The sequence below is a fragment of the Providencia sp. PROV080 genome, assembly GCF_033688105.1.
Classification (GTDB): domain Bacteria; phylum Pseudomonadota; class Gammaproteobacteria; order Enterobacterales; family Enterobacteriaceae; genus Providencia; species Providencia zhejiangensis.
Genome location: NZ_CP096346.1, coordinates 2,590,426 through 2,606,766 on the forward strand (window position 1 = coordinate 2,590,426; position 16,341 = coordinate 2,606,766).

The 16,341-nt window shown below is 40.2% G+C and carries 16 protein-coding genes; 11 read left to right on the forward strand and 5 right to left on the reverse strand.

The window, feature by feature from the left end:
• The 3 genes from M1F03_RS11435 to M1F03_RS11445 are packed head-to-tail and all read left to right on the forward strand — an operon-like array spanning position 1 to position 2,637.
• A complete protein-coding gene (locus M1F03_RS11435) occupies positions 1–891 on the forward strand; it encodes a manganese/iron ABC transporter ATP-binding protein (protein WP_154622295.1) in 891 nt (296 codons plus the stop codon).
• Positions 888–1,778 carry a metal ABC transporter permease gene (locus M1F03_RS11440; protein WP_154622293.1) on the forward strand — a complete coding sequence of 297 codons (891 nt, stop codon included), beginning with the start codon at positions 888–890 and terminating at the stop codon, positions 1,776–1,778. The genes M1F03_RS11435 and M1F03_RS11440 overlap by 4 nt, the downstream gene beginning before the upstream one ends.
• On the forward strand, positions 1,771–2,637 hold the full coding sequence (locus M1F03_RS11445) for a metal ABC transporter permease (protein ID WP_154622294.1): 867 nt from the start codon (positions 1,771–1,773) through the stop codon (positions 2,635–2,637). Before M1F03_RS11440 ends, M1F03_RS11445 begins: the two co-directional genes overlap by 8 nt.
• A 78-nt stretch (positions 2,638–2,715) precedes the next feature.
• Here M1F03_RS11445 and M1F03_RS11450 read toward each other — a convergent pair whose 3' ends face one another.
• Positions 2,716–5,004, reverse strand: a complete 2,289-nt coding sequence (locus M1F03_RS11450) for an FdhF/YdeP family oxidoreductase (protein WP_251464351.1) — start codon at positions 5,002–5,004, stop codon at positions 2,716–2,718.
• 415 nt (positions 5,005–5,419) lie between these two features.
• Between M1F03_RS11450 and M1F03_RS11455 the strand changes: the two genes are divergently transcribed.
• Positions 5,420–6,289, forward strand: a complete 870-nt coding sequence (locus tag M1F03_RS11455; RefSeq protein WP_251464353.1) for a fructosamine kinase family protein — start codon at positions 5,420–5,422, stop codon at positions 6,287–6,289.
• Positions 6,290–6,331: 42 nt separating this feature from the next.
• On the opposite strand, the gene M1F03_RS11460 is transcribed toward M1F03_RS11455, so the two are convergent.
• Entirely contained in the window at positions 6,332–6,871 is a 540-nt protein-coding gene (locus tag M1F03_RS11460) for a YniB family protein (RefSeq protein WP_154621831.1), read from the reverse strand.
• 324 nt (positions 6,872–7,195) lie between these two features.
• Between M1F03_RS11460 and hxpB the strand changes: the two genes are divergently transcribed.
• The 4 genes from hxpB to M1F03_RS11480 all read left to right on the forward strand — a co-directional run bounded on the left by hxpB (position 7,196) and on the right by M1F03_RS11480 (position 10,876).
• Positions 7,196–7,861, forward strand: a complete 666-nt coding sequence (hxpB, locus tag M1F03_RS11465; RefSeq protein ID WP_154621830.1) for a hexitol phosphatase HxpB — start codon at positions 7,196–7,198, stop codon at positions 7,859–7,861.
• A 189-nt stretch (positions 7,862–8,050) separates the two neighbouring features.
• Positions 8,051–8,626, forward strand: a complete 576-nt coding sequence (locus M1F03_RS11470; protein ID WP_154621829.1) for a metal-dependent hydrolase — start codon at positions 8,051–8,053, stop codon at positions 8,624–8,626.
• 179 nt (positions 8,627–8,805) lie between these two features.
• The gene (locus tag M1F03_RS11475; RefSeq protein ID WP_154621828.1) at positions 8,806–10,197 is read left to right on the forward strand and encodes an L-cystine transporter; all 1,392 of its coding nucleotides are present in this window, start codon (positions 8,806–8,808) and stop codon (positions 10,195–10,197) included.
• A gap of 292 nt (positions 10,198–10,489) precedes the next feature.
• Complete coding sequence (locus M1F03_RS11480; protein WP_154621827.1) at positions 10,490–10,876, forward strand: YkgJ family cysteine cluster protein; 387 nt, start codon at positions 10,490–10,492, stop codon at positions 10,874–10,876.
• A gap of 305 nt (positions 10,877–11,181) precedes the next feature.
• Here the strand turns inward: M1F03_RS11480 and M1F03_RS11485 are convergent, their stop codons facing one another.
• Positions 11,182–12,192: a luciferase-like monooxygenase gene (locus M1F03_RS11485; RefSeq protein WP_251464355.1), complete on the reverse strand. Its 1,011-nt coding sequence runs from the start codon at positions 12,190–12,192 to the stop codon at positions 11,182–11,184.
• 288 nt (positions 12,193–12,480) lie between these two features.
• Here M1F03_RS11485 and M1F03_RS11490 point away from each other — a divergent pair, with 288 nt between their 5' ends.
• Positions 12,481–12,795: a hypothetical protein gene (locus tag M1F03_RS11490; RefSeq protein WP_154621825.1), complete on the forward strand. Its 315-nt coding sequence runs from the start codon at positions 12,481–12,483 to the stop codon at positions 12,793–12,795.
• 270 nt (positions 12,796–13,065) lie between these two features.
• Positions 13,066–13,257, forward strand: coding sequence for a YegP family protein (locus M1F03_RS11495; protein WP_154621824.1), 192 nt, complete (start codon positions 13,066–13,068; stop codon positions 13,255–13,257).
• A 492-nt stretch (positions 13,258–13,749) separates the two neighbouring features.
• On the opposite strand, the gene M1F03_RS11500 is transcribed toward M1F03_RS11495, so the two are convergent.
• Positions 13,750–14,103, reverse strand: a complete 354-nt coding sequence (locus tag M1F03_RS11500; RefSeq protein WP_230085767.1) for a hypothetical protein — start codon at positions 14,101–14,103, stop codon at positions 13,750–13,752.
• A gap of 116 nt (positions 14,104–14,219) precedes the next feature.
• On the opposite strand from M1F03_RS11500, the gene M1F03_RS11505 reads away from it, so the two are divergent.
• Positions 14,220–14,396, forward strand: coding sequence for a DUF2526 family protein (locus M1F03_RS11505; protein ID WP_154621823.1), 177 nt, complete (start codon positions 14,220–14,222; stop codon positions 14,394–14,396).
• Positions 14,397–15,152: 756 nt separating this feature from the next.
• Here M1F03_RS11505 and M1F03_RS11510 read toward each other — a convergent pair.
• The gene (locus M1F03_RS11510) at positions 15,153–16,337 is read right to left on the reverse strand and encodes a M20 family metallopeptidase (protein ID WP_154623351.1); all 1,185 of its coding nucleotides are present in this window, start codon (positions 16,335–16,337) and stop codon (positions 15,153–15,155) included.
• Positions 16,338–16,341 lie beyond the last annotated feature (4 nt).

Consider the following 16,341-nt stretch of genomic DNA (forward strand, 5'->3'; position numbering starts at 1 on the left):
ATGAGTAGCTCAAACCGCTTTGAACACCCTAAATTGATTGTTGATGATGCCACTGTAACGTATAACAACGGTCATACCGCTATTTATGATGCAAGTTTTAATATTACTGGTGGCTCAATTTGCGCACTCGTTGGCGTCAACGGTAGTGGCAAATCAACCTTGTTTAAAACGATCATGGGGTTAGTCACCCCATCATCTGGTAGCGTCACTTTAAATGGCGAGCCAATTAAAGCTGCGCTAAAAGAAAATATTATCGCCTATGTTCCACAAACAGAGGAAGTTGATTGGAACTTCCCTGTGCTCGTTTCTGATGTAGTGATGATGGGACGTTACGGTAAAATGGGCTTTTTCCGTATCCCCAAAAATGAAGATAAAGAAGCAGTCAAAAAAGCGCTAGAGCGCGTGGACTTAGCAGGGCTTGAGCATCGCCAGATAGGTGAGCTGTCTGGAGGCCAAAAAAAACGGGTCTTTCTCGCTCGTGCTCTTGCTCAACAAGGTAAAGTTCTGTTGCTCGACGAGCCTTTTACTGGGGTTGATGTTAAAACTGAAAATGCCATCATTGATTTACTACGCAGTTTACGCGATGAAGGCCACCTGATTTTAGTATCAACCCATAACTTAGGTAGCGTACCCGAATTTTGTGACCAAGTGATTTTGATTAATCGTACAGTACTGGCCAGTGGCCCAACTGAAACCACCTTTACCCAAAAGAATTTACAAGTTGCTTTTGGTGGCGTACTGCGTCATATCAATCTCTCCGGACAAGAGCTTCATGATGATGATGACCCCCGCTCTATCACGGTCATTACCGATGATGAAAGGGCTGCTGTCTTCTATGGTCACGACCACGATGCACCCGTTAGAACGAACCAACCTAAGGATTCAGAATGATCGAGTTGTTACTTCAGCCTTTCGAGTACAACTATATGGTTAAAGCCATCTGGGTAAGTGCCATTGTAGGTGCCGTCTGTGCATTTCTGTCCGCTTATTTGATGCTCAAAGGCTGGTCATTAATGGGGGATGCCCTTTCCCATTCTGTTGTTCCTGGGGTAGCAGGCGCTTATGCGTTAGGGTTGCCTTACGCCGCTGGTGCTTTTTTTACTGGGATCTTGGCAGCTCTTGCGATGACGTTTATCAAGCATATCACCCGTTTGCGTGAAGATGCCGTAATTGGCTTTATCTTTTCCACCTTCTTTGCTGCGGGCTTATTGATCGTATCGTTAAACCCCACTTCAGTGAATGTGCAGACTATTATATTTGGTAATATTTTAGGTATTGCAGATGCCGATGTGCTGCAAGTTGAAATCATTATTGCCGTCTCTTTCATTGTATTACTCGCGCTTTGGAAAGATCTACTCGCAGTATTTTTTGATGAAAGCCACGCGCGTTCAATTGGGTTAAATCCACTACGTTTAAAAATAATCTTCTTTACCTTGCTGAGCGCCTGTACTGTTGCTGCGTTACAAACAGTTGGGGCAATTTTGGTTATTGCAATGGTCGTGACACCTGGGGCAACCGCCTACTTACTGACTGACCAATTTAAACGTTTATTGATCATTGCGGTGGCTATTGGTACAGCAACCAGTGCAATTGGTGCTTATGCGAGTTATTTCCTCAATGGTGCAACTGGTGGATTAATTGTTACTTTACAAACAATTATTTTCTTGTTGGCTTTCTTCTTTGCACCCAAACACGGTATTTTTGCATCACGACGCAAAGCAAAACAAGAAGTGGAGAATTTGCATAAAATAAAGCAACAAGGAGCCTCTAATGAGTGATTTTATTGACTTACTAACGGCACCGTTTCTCTTCCCTTTTATGCAAAAAGCGATCATCACCGCCATTGTGACAGGTGCTGTATGCGCCATTTTATCTTGCTTTTTAGTCCTAAAAGGCTGGTCATTGATGGGGGATGCTATCTCTCATGCCGTATTACCAGGTATCGTCATCGCTTCTGTGGCAGGTATTCCTCTTGCTATAGGCGCCTTTATTTCAGGGCTATTTTGCGCATTCGCGACGGGTTATTTAAAAGAGAACAGTCGAATAAAAGAAGATACCGTGATGGGAATTGTGTTTTCCGGCATGTTTGCCGTCGGTTTAGTGATGTTTGCTAAAATCGATACAGAACAACACCTTACCCATATTTTATTCGGTGATATTTTGGGAATTACTGATGCCGAGTTTAAACAGAACTTATGGTTCGCAGGTATCACGATCGCCATAATCTTACTAAAACGTAAAGATTTTATGTTGTACTGTTTTGACCCTAATCAGGCAAGGGTCATTGGACTCCCCGTTAAACTCATCCATTATGGTTTACTGTCCTTACTTGCTTTAACTATTGTCGCCTCGCTACAAGCCGTCGGGATCATTTTGGTTATTGCCATGTTGATTTCACCGGGGATCATCGCATTCGTGCTATGTCGAAGTTTTGGATGGATGTTGGTGGTTGCCGTCATCGCCTCCGTCACTTCCAGCGTGATTGGTACTATTATTAGCTTCCACATTGATGGGGCAACCGGCCCTTGTATCGTGATTACCCAAGCGGTTTATTTCATTATTGCTCTGCTCTACAGCAAAATGGTATTAACACGCAAAAGAGCTAAAATGCCGCAAGAAAAGTTACAATCAGCCTAAAAATTCTTTTGTTATTAAAAAATAAAGGCCGCTTCCTATAAGAAGCGGCCTTTGACTATGCAGAGTAATCATGAGTACTTAAGAAGCTACATCAACTTTTTCCAATACGATTGGAATATTTTTATAAGCAGGAATACCGCTTTGTGGATCAAAATTATCCAAAGCGATTAAGTTATTCGCTTCAGGAAAATAGGTCGCAACACAACGGTCTGCCATATCATAAATCACGACTTTCAAGTTATCTAAACGGCGATGAGTGCGTTTTTGATCACTATCAAGTGCGATAATGTTGACCCTATCACCAGCTGCCAAGTTTTGTTTTTTCGCTTGCGCTTCACTGATAAACATCACGTCACGTTGACCAAACACGCCTCGATAACGGTCATTTAATCCATAAATCGTGGTGTTATATTGATCATGGCTGCGAACTGTCGCTAAGATTAACTCGCTGTTCACGGCTGATTTAGGATCTTCAATCACCCCTTCTGTGGTCATGAAATTTGCTTTACCAGACTTCGTTAGCCAGCGTCGTTCTGACGCCGCGTTAGTGAGGTGAAAACCGCCAGGCACACGAATACGCGCGTTATAATCGTCAAAACCAGGTAAAACAGCTTCCATTGCGTCGCGGATTTTATCGTAATCATCAATAAAATCATCCCATTCCACTTTAGTATTTGGCAATGTGGCTTTTGCCATACCAGCAACAATGGCACATTCTGATTTTAAATGTGGGCTAGCTGGTTTTAACTTACCGTGAGAAGCATGTACCATCGACATGGAATCTTCTACTGTAATACTTTGTGGCCCTGTTTTTTGCATGTCACGTTCAGTACGCCCTAATACAGGGAACAAAAAGGTATTTTTTGCCGTTAATAGATGTGAGCGATTCAGTTTTGTCGCTGCATGTACCGCCAAATCTAATTTTTTCATGCCATTAAAACAAGCATCTTGATCAGGCATTGCTACTGCTAGATTTCCTCCCATGCAGATCAGTGCGCGAGCTGTTCCCTCCGCGATTGCCTGCATGCTTGCAACTGCGGCATGACCAAACTGAGCTGGTGGTTTAAATCCAAAGCGCTGCTCAAGTTTATCCAAGAAAGATTGGCTTGGTTTTTCGGTGATCCCGACAGTACGGTCACCCTGAACATTGGAGTGCCCACGTAAAGGACAGATACCCGCCCCTTCACGACCAATATTGCCTTTTAGCAAGAGTAAATTGACCAATTGTTGAATATTTTGCGTACCATGTTGATGCTGAGTGATCCCCATGCCATAGCAAATGATCGTTCTGTCCGCCTCAATATATAACTGTGCTATTTGTTCAATGTCTTCTTTTGAGAGACCACTAACACGTAAAATATCTTCCCAGCCTGTTGTCATGACATCATGCTTAACGGCCTCAAAACCAACGGTATGAGTTTGAATAAATTCGTTATCCAAAATAGGTGCTTTTCCTTGTGCAATCGCAGCTTCATGCTGCTCAATCACACAACGCATCACGCCTTTTATCAAAGCGGTATCACCACCAATGCGTACTTTATAATAGTGCTCAGCTAACCGCGTTGATTCAAACGTTAACATTTCAATCGGGTCTTGAGGGTACTCAAAACGCTCCAATCCACGCTCTTTCAACGGATTAATGGCAATGATTTTAGCGCCTCGTTTTGACACCTCACGCAATGAACTTAACATTCTTGGGTGATTCGTTCCCGGATTATGACCAATACAAATGACTAAGTCGGCCTTATCAAAATCCTCCAGCAATACCGTACCTTTACCAACACCTATCGATGCAGCAAGCCCAACACTCGTTGGTTCGTGGCACATATTGGAGCAATCGGGAAAATTATTAGTACCGTATTCTCTCGCAAACAGTTGATAGAGAAACGCGGCTTCATTTGACGTACGACCTGAAGTATAAAACTCTACACTGTTTGGATCAGGATAACTTGATAAAAGCTGACCTATTTGTGCAAACGCGTCTTCCCATTCAATCGGCTCATAATGGTCAGTTTGTGCATTATATTTCATTGGAAGCGTTAATCGACCTTCGTTTTCTAAATCGTAATCATCCCATTTTAATAATTCGGAAACAGAATATTTAGCGAAAAATTCAGGTGTGGTTCTTTTTGATGTTGCTTCCCATGACATGGCTTTTGCGCCATTTTCACAGATATCAAATGAGGCATAATGTTTTGGATCAGGCCATGCACAACCTGGACAATCAAATCCTTGAGGTTTATTCATTTCAAACATTGCTATCACATCATGACCAATATCCATTTGGCCTCTAATGGCTTCCGCGACGGCTTTTACCGCGCCCCAGCCCGCAGCCGGGCCAGTGTAATTTTCAATTTTTTCTTTCATTTTCATTACTCTTTTAAATTTAAAATATTACAAATAATGAACATCAAATAATTACAATCTAATTTTGATTAAACTTTATTTAATTATATACACAGAAAAATATAGCAAATAATATTAATAACAATAAGCCATTATTTTTATTAATAGGCAAATAGAATTAAAAATATGTCATTATTACGACTCAAATTTAATTCACTCTATTTATTGTCATATTTCAATATTTAATTACGATGATTTATCAACGTCATAATGATTATTTAATTACAACACATTTTCAAAAAAGCCATATTCCATCAAATGTTATCACTGGGTAATTTCGTGATAGGCTCTTCTTTTTAAATAATTATTGCTGTTAATTCCTAAACTGTCGCTATAGAATTGTGTTAATGAAGACCAAAGCAAAGCGAGGTGTGTCATGTGGCAAGCAATGTATCGTTTATTAAGCGAACACTTGGGTGAAGCAGAACTTCATAACAAAGAGATCCTGTCTGGAGGAGACATTCATCACACGATGAAAATCGATTATGGTGAACATACCATTTTCGTCAAACAGAACCTGCGTGAATTTTTGCCTTTGTTTAAACAAGAAGCTGAGCAGCTTGAGATGCTTGCCAAAAGCAATACTATCACCGTGCCAAAAGTCTACGGCGTCGGGAGTAATAAACACCATAGCTTCCTGCTACTCGAATATTTTCCGTTGAAAAAATTTGATGCAACCAATGCATGGCGCTTTGGTCAACAATTAGCACAACTTCACCAATGGGAAGAGCAGCCTAGTTATGGTTTTGACTTTGACACCATGTTAGGGACCATCACTCAGCCAAACGGATGGGAAAAGCGTTGGAACTCGTTTTTTGCTGAAAAACGCATTGGCCTACAATTACAACTTGCAGCAGAAAAAGGTATGGTATTTGGTGATATTCAACAAATCGTTGATATTGTCAAAAAACGCCTTGCAGGACATCAGCCTCAACCCTCATTGTTACACGGTGATTTATGGCCCGCCAATTGCGCTATTACCTTGGAGCAAAACGGTATTTTATATGATCCCGCTTGTTATTGGGGGGATAGAGAATGTGATATCGCAATGTTACCGCTGTATCAAGAATTACCAATCCAGATTATAGATGGCTATCAAAGTGTTTGGCCATTACCAAACGGTTTTCTCGATAGGCAGCCCCTTTATCAACTGTACTATTTACTTTGTCAGTCAAACATATTTGGGCTTGAAAAGAGCTACTTGCATGCTCGAACGATTACCGATGAGTTACTTGGTGAAAAGTAACGACGTGTTTTGGCCCAGTTTTGTTTGACTGGGCCTGACTGATTACCAATTCAAAAATTTTAACGCGAAATAAATTGCGACACCTAACACGATCGGCCAAAAATACAGAATAAAGAACTGAGTAAAAATGGTATGACGAGGGATCGTAACCTTGGCTTCCAATTCCTCTTTCGAAACGTCGTTACCTTTCGCCTTTTCTAAAATCACATGGTCTTCAATACTTTCACGAATAAACTTAATTTGTCGATACATTCGTAGGCCCGACGCACTTAGCGCTATACCAACAAAGATAAAAATAAAAATGATTATAAAACCGATATTCGCCCCGACAAACCCTTCAGAGACTCGGGGAATGGGAGAGTTATGCCAAAACAGATTGAGAAATGGTGTACTTTGACGGGTCATTTCAGCCATTAATTTAATAAAATCATTGGCGACCGCGTTAATTCCCTCACCTTCCAGCCCTTTTATTGCTGCAAGTTTGATGAGTGAAGCTAAGGTAGAAAGCAATGCTACAAGAAAAACAATCCAACCGAGAATACGTTTGCCGATTGCGACATAACTTGCAGTCTGGTAATTCATTATTAACCCTCAAAAAATTTTTTTTATAACTAATCATAACTGAATTTTCATAAACCCACCAAATTTACAACACTGAATAATAGTGTTCCGACTATTTTCAGATTTTTTAACTTGTTATTTATTAAGGCTATTAACAAAGATCCCCGTTCTGATATATATAATCAAGTAATGACTTGCTACAATATCTCGTCACACGAAAGGGCTAAGCATTTCAAGTTGTATGCCACTCATTAACCAAGTGACCAGTGAAATCAATCCATCATTTCACTGCATACAACGGATTGAAGCATGGCAAGGTCACACATACATGAATGGAGTTTTGACATGTACCATAATTTAACCATCCAATCTGTTATTTTTGATATGGATGGCTTGCTGATTGATTCTGAGCCTTTTTGGGCACAGGGAGAGCGAGAGGTGTTTTCTCAGTTAGGCATCGACTTGTCTATTGCCGATAAATTACCTGATACTCTCGGTTTACGTATCGACCATGTTGTAGAGCTTTGGTACCACGCTTCTCCATGGCAAGGCCATAGCCTCAAAGAAGTTGAGCAAATGATTATTGACCGTGTCATTGGATTAGTTGAGGAACAACGTCCTCTCCTACCTGGTGTGCATCATGCCCTTGAACTGTGCCGTTCAATGGATCTCAATATCGCGCTCGCTTCAGCATCCCCACTCTATATGCTGGAAAAAGTCTTAAACTTATTTGATATTCGCGATTATTTTTCTGCGGTCGTCTCTGCTGCTGATTTACCTCACAGCAAACCACACCCAGAAGTTTATCTGAATGCCGCAGCGTTGTTAGACACCAAGCCTATTCATTGTGTGTCATTAGAAGATTCCTTTAATGGCATGATTGCCGCTAAAGCAGCACGGATGCGCTCGATCGTCGTACCCGATAAACAACATTTTAATGACCCGCGTTGGGGCCTCGCTGATGTTAAGCTATCTTCACTCAATGAATTAACTGAAAAACATTTGCGTTAATTTTTATTCATTTCTTTTTTTATCTAATCCCTATCATTTTTTGATAGGGATATTACGAAAAAGTATAAAGCTCTGATGTTATTCGCTAATAAATAAGCGTTTTTTTCGCTACTCACCTATCATATTCCTTGTAAACACTTTATACTTCCCGCCTAACTGTATAGATAAACAGATGGTAATTTATCCACCATGACTGCTGAAGGGCACCTGCTATTTTCTGTCGCCTCATTAATAATGGCACATAAGCTAGAAATCACGACTGAGCTTGCTCAAGGTGACTGGCTACATATGGTGCCAGGCGTTCTGTTGGGTGCCTTATTGCCAGATATCGATCACCCTTCTTCTATTCCAGGGCGGCTATTAAGGATTTTATCAATACCGATTTCTAAATTATGCGGACACCGTGGATTCACGCATAGCTTGATTGCTTGGCTACTATTAATGATCGCCTGCTACCAGTGGTTACCATCACAATGGGCTATCCCGAATGATTTACTGCAAGCATTCTTACTCGGTTATATCAGCCACTTAATTGCAGATATACTAACGCCTTCTGGAGTGCCATTCCTATGGCCACTGCCGTTACGTTTTTGCCTGCCACTACTGCGTAGTAAGTCAAATAAACGGGCTGAGCGCTTTGTTGCTATTGCATTGACGGTTTGTGCTTGCCTTCTACCTGCTGGCTACAACTTTGATCTGCACTCACAATTTGATAGCGTCATAAAATATATTCATAATCAAATAGATACATACTTACCTACCTAATCAATCGTTTTGTAATATACTGTAAGTATCAATCTTTATATGTTATTACTTTTCATTATAAGAATTGTATTTTATCTACTGTTAACATATAACCAGTTGTTAGGATAAGCTAATCCCTTATAACCTTTAAGGTTTACAGTGCTAATAACATAATTCAAAAACTGCGATTGGAGTTCGGAATGAATATTCCTTTAATAATTAATGTGCTCATCTTTGTAGCACTGCTTATACTGCTAGCAAAATTAGGGGCAAAGGGCTGGAGTCTATCTAAAAAAGTTTTATTAGGCTTGGTTTTCGGTGTTGCTTATGGTGTAGCGCTACACTATGTGTATGGTACTGGTCACCAAACGCTGAAGGATTCCATTCTCTGGTTTAATATCGTCGGTAATGGTTATGTGCAATTATTACAAATGGTTATTATGCCATTAGTATTTGCCTCAATACTCAGCGCTGTTGCACGCCTACACAAGGCTTCCTCTTTGGGAAAAATTAGTTTTTTAACGATTGGTACACTACTATTAACGACAGCCATTGCCGCACTGATTGGTATTTTGATGGCTAATCTGTTTGGCTTAACGGCCGAAGGTTTGGTTCAAGGCCAGCAAGAAACCGCACGTCTTGATGCGATTCAAAATAACTATGTCGGTAAAGTATCTGATCTAGCTGTTCCACAGTTAATTTTATCCTTTATTCCAAAAAATCCATTTGCTGATCTGACTGGGGCTAGCCCAACGTCAATTATTAGCGTCGTGATTTTTGCAGCCTTCTTAGGTGTCGCTGCCTTACAATTATTCAAAGATGACCAAGAGCGTGGTGAGAAAGCATTAGCGGCTATCGATGTGTTACAAGCTTGGGCGATGAAACTGGTTCGTTTAGTGATGCGTTTAACACCGTATGGTGTAATGGCACTAATGATAAAAGTTGTCGCAAGCTCTAACTTATCTGATATCATCAACTTAGGTACTTTTGTTATTGCCTCTTATGTCGCAATCGGATTAATGTTTATTATCCATGGTATTTTCATTGCGGTAACTGGCCTAAGCCCGATTAAATTTTTCAAAAAAGCAGGTCCAGTATTAACGTTCGCTTTCACAAGCCGTTCTAGTGCAGCGAGTATTCCATTAAATATTGAGACGCAAACTCGCCGTTTTGGTGTGCCAGAGTCTATCGCTAGCTTTTCCGCTTCCTTTGGTGCCACTATCGGCCAAAACGGTTGTGCAGGTATTTATCCTGCGATGTTGGCGGTAATGGTTGCGCCAACAATGGGAATTAACCCATTTGATCCTCTATGGATTGCCACCTTGGTTGGTATCGTCACAATCAGTTCCGCTGGGGTTGCGGGTGTTGGTGGTGGTGCAACATTTGCGGCATTAATTGTATTGCCAGCGATGGGTCTCCCCGTCACGCTTGTGGCATTATTGATTTCCGTTGAACCATTGATTGATATGGGCCGTACCGCATTAAACGTGAGCGGTTCAATGACTGCGGGTACCGTAACCAGTCAGTTAATGGGTGAAACCAACAAAACAATTTATAACCAGGAAGAGGATGGCGAACTAAAACACGTCTAATCTTCGCTCATGATTAACTACTCACCGTCCTATCGGGCTCGGTTAGTAAAATAACAATCACACCCTGTGAGTCTTAGGCTGACAGGGTGTTTTTTTATCTCACGCCTTTAATTAAATTTATTTATCGTATGGATAACGATAAATTTCAGTGTTTAATTCTAAAATACCTTGCCAATAGTCAATAGTACGTAAGATAATAGCGGCTGAGTAACGATTCTAGGCTATCTGCCTATGTTACGTCAGCCCGTGTTCTGCGGGTCACCATCATCAATATTTTTTAGTGATTTTATATATGACCAATATTCATATACTAAAAACTGATCCTGAAAATAACCCATGTGTAAGTTGCGGTGCATGTTGCGCTTATTTTCGCGTCTCTTTCTATTGGGCTGAGAGTGAAAGTGGTGGTGGGTTAGTCCCTCAAGAGTTAACTGAGCAGATCACCCCCTTTATGAGTGCAATGAAAGGGACGAACCAAAAACACAATACGCGCTGCACCGCATTGACAGGTACCATTGGCGAATGTGTCTCTTGCTCAATTTACACACAACGACCAACGCCTTGCCGCGAGTTTGAACAATCATGGTTATCAGGAGTTCACAATGAAGCTTGTGACCGAGCTCGAGCAGCCCATGGCCTTCCGCCTTTAGAACCTCACTTGCCACAGATCGCGTGTTAACCGTCTATGACCCAGGTCACTCTGGGTTATCTCTTTGAATCCATTGATGATACATCTTACTTCGATGAAGAAATTGAGCTTATTCATCTCAATAGATTAATTGAATAACAATGAAAAATGGTCATCTCCTTTAGCCACACCCCCTCTTCTTTAATGCCTCTGAATGATATTCAGATCGACTGTTTATCTAACGTCAATCAACATAACCCGAATGGGTTATGTTGAGGATTTAAATGGCTTCCAAGGACTATTTCTTTGTTTTACGGATGTTAAAGCGTTATCTACGCAAAAAAACGCTAATATGTTTATTCTTCCCTTAACTCTGTCATGGCTTCCATTGCTAATTCAAATGAATATAAGCGAGCCTGATGGTCAAAAATTTGCCCATTAACCATGATTTCATCGGCCTGAGTTTGCCGCAATATAGACGCTATCCCATGACGAACTTTCGCCTTATCTCCTACCAATGACATCCCTAGGGCTTGCTGCACCCCCAATTGCTCGGCTGGAGACCAAATTTTATCCATATCTTGAACAGGCGGTGGCAATTGAGCAGGATGTCCTCTACGCAACATAACAAAAGCTTGCTGCATTGATGTAAATAAAAATTCAGCATCACGCACCGTATCAGCTGCAATTATATTGATACAAACCATTGCATAAGGCTTCTCAAGCCTTGCTGAAGGCTGAAAGTTTTCACGGTATACATGCAGTGCCTGTAGTAACAAATCAGGTGCGAAATGTGATGCAAAGGCGAAAGGTAAGCCCATCTGAGCAGCAAGCTGTGCGCTGTATAAACTTGAACCTAATAACCAAACTGGAATTTTTTCGCCATAACCGGGAACAGGCCTAACAGGTGGGTTAGGATCTATTGCATCAAACCAATTGACTAATTCAGCCACATCTCGCGGAAAATTATCAATATCCTGACTCATGTGCCGACGTAGTGCCCTCATGGTCTGTTGATCGCTTCCCGGAGCACGCCCTAGTCCTAAATCTATTCGATTTGGATATAAGGTATTCAATGTTCCAAATTGCTCAGCGATCACCAGAGGTGAATGGTTAGGTAGCATAACGCCTCCCGAACCTACACGTAACCTTGTGGTATTCGCAGCAAGATAGCCAATCAGCACTGATGTGGCAGCACTTGCTATCCCAGTCATATTATGATGTTCCGCTAACCAATATCGATGATAGCCGAGTTTTTCAGCTAATTGAGCTAAATCGAGAGAATGAGAAAAGGCTTCCTTAGCGGTAGCACCTTGAGGGATAGGCGCAAGATCTAACACGGAAAAAGGCATATTGATATCAGACATAATGACTCACTTTGTTATCATTTTGTTCGTTATACAACATGCTAATCGATTACTCTCTCACCTGCCAGTCACTCTGTTTCCTACAGCACAAGTGATGCTATCTCGCTATACGAACACCCCATAATAAAGCCTTAATTGACTCTGCTATTTGTGTTAGGAAGCTAAATAAGTAGAAAATATGGAAAAAGTGCAGCAATTGTGAAGCTTCAGTCAAAGCAGGTAAAACCGATTGCGGTAAAAAACCAATTCATTGATTATTCAAATCAGTGCAAATAAGAGGATATATCAATGACAAAATTAAATTCTGGTTTACTTGCTATCATGTTGATGTCAATTGGATTTTCGGCTGCTGCTAATGGCCCTAATAATAAAGTGCCACGCAGCCATATGGGGAATCACCCTAATATGCTATTCAGTGTGACTCAACAGACAACAACCCCAAATGAAACATTGAAAAAACTTGCTAATGATGCACCCAAAGTGGCAGAAGGTAAACGTTACATGGTTAAAATGAGCATTGTAGAAATGCCTGAGTATGCCCCCATGAAACGAGGTGCAGCACCGCAACCGGCCAATGCAGCTACAACGACTCCAGCACAATAGTTTTTTAAGATAAAATACCTCATAGGTATTACCTTTTAGACTAATACGCAGAATCAAATAGCATCTCTTGCAAATGTTCGTTATCTTAAGCGAATAACAAGTAGATCTATTAATCCTACGAATTGCCTCTATTTATAGAGGCTTTTTTTTATCCTAATTAAATTTAGTCTAAAACTAGTAAATTTCCTTATTTATTTCTAATCTTAATAAGCAACAAACAGTATTGTGTAGACTTGAGTATCTATTTTTATACAACCGTTGGAGCAAATCATGGGTTATTTCGAACTGAAAAAATCGACAAAAGATACGGCTCAGCCATACTATTTTGTTCTTAAAGCTGCAAATCATGAAATCATCGCAAGTAGCGAGATGTATTCGACGAAGCAAGCTGCATTAAAAGGAATTGCATCTGTCCAAAAAAATGCCGCAACAGAGGAAATCAAAGATCTCACCGCTTCATAGCGTCAAAAAAGGTTTTTCGACTTAACGGCTGAAACGCCTTGTGAACCTACGAGGCGTTTTATGCGCAACTCGCCTAATAAAGCACACTCATTCAGTCACGACAAAGACTCATCGTATAGGGGTAATAAAAGGATTCTGATATCACCAACCGAAATTGCCATGACTTTGTTATGTCAGAAAAGTGTTCGTCTTCAAAAGCCATTGATGTCATTGCTTCTGGAAATAACGTCATAATAGCCATAGCTGAAATCGTGCTTTCCTATTATCAAATCCCTCCAATGCACCTATCCAGTCAGTTTCCAGCAGCGATAATAAAATACCACTTCACTGACAGAGATAATCTCCATGTAACGTTATAAATAGTCACACACGATCACTTGCCACAGCGATAAGAATTAAAGCCCTAATGATGATAAGGGCTTTGTGATAAACTTCACTGAACCTACACTTTATAATGCAAGAAACGTTTACGACTGATAATGCAAGAAACGTTTACGACTGCCAAAAATAATCGTTTTTTTCTTGCCAGCCTTTACGTTTCATACAACGAACATATTCTTGACGACGACTCTCTTTATTAACATCTAAAACATAGCTCTCTGTCTTCGGTACTTTCTCTTCATAAGTTTTTTCTTTACCGCATTCATCGTCTTTCTTGCACTTTTTTGAAATGGTTTCATACACAGTGTGCTGGGCGACTTCGTTACGAACGGGAAATCGTTTAAAGGCATCAAATTCACATTGTGAATCCGCCTCCTGATATGTCCATTCAGATAAACCTACGGGTTCCCATTTTGACGTGCAGGCAAATAACAACAAACACATCAACATAACGGTTAATTTCAATATCTTATTCCTATGCTTGTCTTAATATAAAAATACGCTAATCACTACTTATAATAAATAAGGAGACCGACATTCCATATGTTATAATCTTTTCATCACAACGATTGGAGGATGCTATGCAACACTATAAAAATATCGTTAAACACGTCGATTCGCTATTAGAAGAGAATTCGATCCCTAATATGAATGCGTTACTTATGCAACTTTCCCACGATGAATTGTTAACACAAGAGCAACGCTTCGAACAACAGCAACGCTTAAGAAACGCAATTTTTAAACATCATGAATCGTAAAGCCAATGTGATGAGTATAAAATAAAACATTTATTACCCATCACATGCTTAATCGAATTTTGTCTAATTAAATTGGTCATGTCAATATATAGCATCAATTACGCTAAATATATAATCGATTGTTTAAATTAAATCAGTTTATTAATATCATTGTATATTAAAAACAATAATAATTATTTTATTTATTCGTCATTTCAGCGCAGCTTTGTCTCTATAAATAATCATAAATAACTGTTCCCTTAAACTCTCACTCTTTATTTTACTTGCTTAGCAACCTCTAACTTGATTAGCTTACCTATTTAAATTCAATAAGTTATAGTGATGATAGGTTTTATTTTAAACAACCCTGAATACCCCCAATAATAACACCCTATATAGTAAGGCAATTCCCTAAAAATTAAACACATAAAAACCATTAGCACCTTTAAATTCAAAAAAACCATCTAGCATTACCTATTTTTGAAATTTAATTATCGACAATTAAATAATCAATAGATTGTATATGAGAATTTTTATGTTCATTTTTAAAAGTAACCGCACTATTTTTACTCATTTACGCCTAACTCACCTCAATAGCATTTTACTTGATGACAAGAATCCTTCTTTTCATATGTAGGATAAAGTGTGATGATTGTCATAGCGCGATCATGAGTTTGAAAATAGGCAGTGGAGAGACGTTTTTGAGAAGGGAATCGGCTTATATTGTCAAAAATATAAACCTTGTCGCTATCGTCACGACAAGGTTAACGCGGTTAATTAAAATTCATCTTGTTGCAAATAAGACCAAGCGTATTGAGCATAAAGTTCAGCACCTGTCACCATTGCATCTTCATCAATATTAAAACGCCCATGATGATGTGCCCATTGTGTATCTTTATCTGGATTACCTGATCCCAATAAAGCGAAACAGCCAGGAATGTTTTCAATATAAAAACTGAAATCTTCACCACCCGTTGTTGGTTTCTCAAACATCAACGTGTCTTCACCAAATGCTTGCGTAATAACAGATTGCGCCAACAATGCACTACGTTCCTCATTAATCACAGGAAGTGTGCCATAAGTATAAATAACTTCCGCTGTCGCGCCATACATTGCGGCGGTATGTTCTGCATAACGTCTGATTGCCGCTTCAATACGACTGCGAGTTTCAAGATTAAAACAGCGAACAGTTCCGTCTAATACCGCATTTTCAGCAATCACATTAAAGCGAGTACCAACCTCCATCTTCCCAATACTGACCACTGCTGATTCCAATGGCGATGTCTCACGAGAAATAACTGATTGTAGATTCATCACAAAAGAAGATGCCACGACAGCGGCATCAATTGTGGCTTCAGGCATTGAACCGTGACCACCACGCCCTTTAAACTTCACGACTAACAAATCAGCGGAGGCAAATGTCCCCCCTACGTTACAAGAGACTTTTCCGGAAGGCGTCGTTGACCAGATATGCATGCCAAATACATTATCCACATTTTCCACGGCACCTTGTTTCACCATTTCTTTAGCGCCTTGGGCTATCTCTTCAGCCGGCTGAAAAATCAACCTCACATTGCCTTTCAAATCCGCGCGGACATCGTATAGCGCTTTTGCGGCTGTCAATAACATCGAGGTATGTGCATCATGTCCGCATGCATGCATTTTTCCTTGATTCTGTGATTTATATTCCAAAGAATCATTCAATTCCAGCACGGGTAACGCATCAATATCAGCACGTAACGCCACCGTTTTGCCTGGTTTTCCGCCCTTAATTTCAGCAATAATCCCTGTTGGCTCTGTTAGTCGATATTCGATACCAATCTTAGTTAACTCTTCTGCAATCCGTTTTGTTGTCCGTATTTCTTCCCACGGTAATTCAGGATGCGCATGCAGGTCTCGACGAAAGGCAATCATCGCTGTTGTGTATTTTTTGATTGCTTCAGTAATTGTTGTATTTACCATTGTT

What these genes read in the sequence shown, in the direction of transcription:
- M1F03_RS11495 (WP_154621824.1), top strand. Translation starts at nt 13,066, where the DNA reads ATGGGTTATTTCGAACTGAAAAAATCGACAAAAGATACGGCTCAGCCA.
- M1F03_RS11470 (WP_154621829.1), top strand. Translation starts at nt 8,051, where the DNA reads ATGACTGCTGAAGGGCACCTGCTATTTTCTGTCGCCTCATTAATAATG.
- M1F03_RS11445 (WP_154622294.1), top strand. Translation starts at nt 1,771, where the DNA reads ATGAGTGATTTTATTGACTTACTAACGGCACCGTTTCTCTTCCCTTTT.
- M1F03_RS11480 (WP_154621827.1), top strand. Translation starts at nt 10,490, where the DNA reads ATGACCAATATTCATATACTAAAAACTGATCCTGAAAATAACCCATGT.
- M1F03_RS11505 (WP_154621823.1), top strand. Translation starts at nt 14,220, where the DNA reads ATGCAACACTATAAAAATATCGTTAAACACGTCGATTCGCTATTAGAA.
- M1F03_RS11485 (WP_251464355.1), bottom strand. Translation starts at nt 12,192, where the DNA reads ATGTCTGATATCAATATGCCTTTTTCCGTGTTAGATCTTGCGCCTATC.
- M1F03_RS11460 (WP_154621831.1), bottom strand. Translation starts at nt 6,871, where the DNA reads ATGAATTACCAGACTGCAAGTTATGTCGCAATCGGCAAACGTATTCTC.
- M1F03_RS11440 (WP_154622293.1), top strand. Translation starts at nt 888, where the DNA reads ATGATCGAGTTGTTACTTCAGCCTTTCGAGTACAACTATATGGTTAAA.
- hxpB (WP_154621830.1), top strand. Translation starts at nt 7,196, where the DNA reads ATGTACCATAATTTAACCATCCAATCTGTTATTTTTGATATGGATGGC.
- M1F03_RS11450 (WP_251464351.1), bottom strand. Translation starts at nt 5,004, where the DNA reads ATGAAAGAAAAAATTGAAAATTACACTGGCCCGGCTGCGGGCTGGGGC.
- M1F03_RS11490 (WP_154621825.1), top strand. Translation starts at nt 12,481, where the DNA reads ATGACAAAATTAAATTCTGGTTTACTTGCTATCATGTTGATGTCAATT.
- M1F03_RS11475 (WP_154621828.1), top strand. Translation starts at nt 8,806, where the DNA reads ATGAATATTCCTTTAATAATTAATGTGCTCATCTTTGTAGCACTGCTT.
- M1F03_RS11435 (WP_154622295.1), top strand. Translation starts at nt 1, where the DNA reads ATGAGTAGCTCAAACCGCTTTGAACACCCTAAATTGATTGTTGATGAT.
- M1F03_RS11455 (WP_251464353.1), top strand. Translation starts at nt 5,420, where the DNA reads ATGTGGCAAGCAATGTATCGTTTATTAAGCGAACACTTGGGTGAAGCA.
- M1F03_RS11510 (WP_154623351.1), bottom strand. Translation starts at nt 16,337, where the DNA reads ATGGTAAATACAACAATTACTGAAGCAATCAAAAAATACACAACAGCG.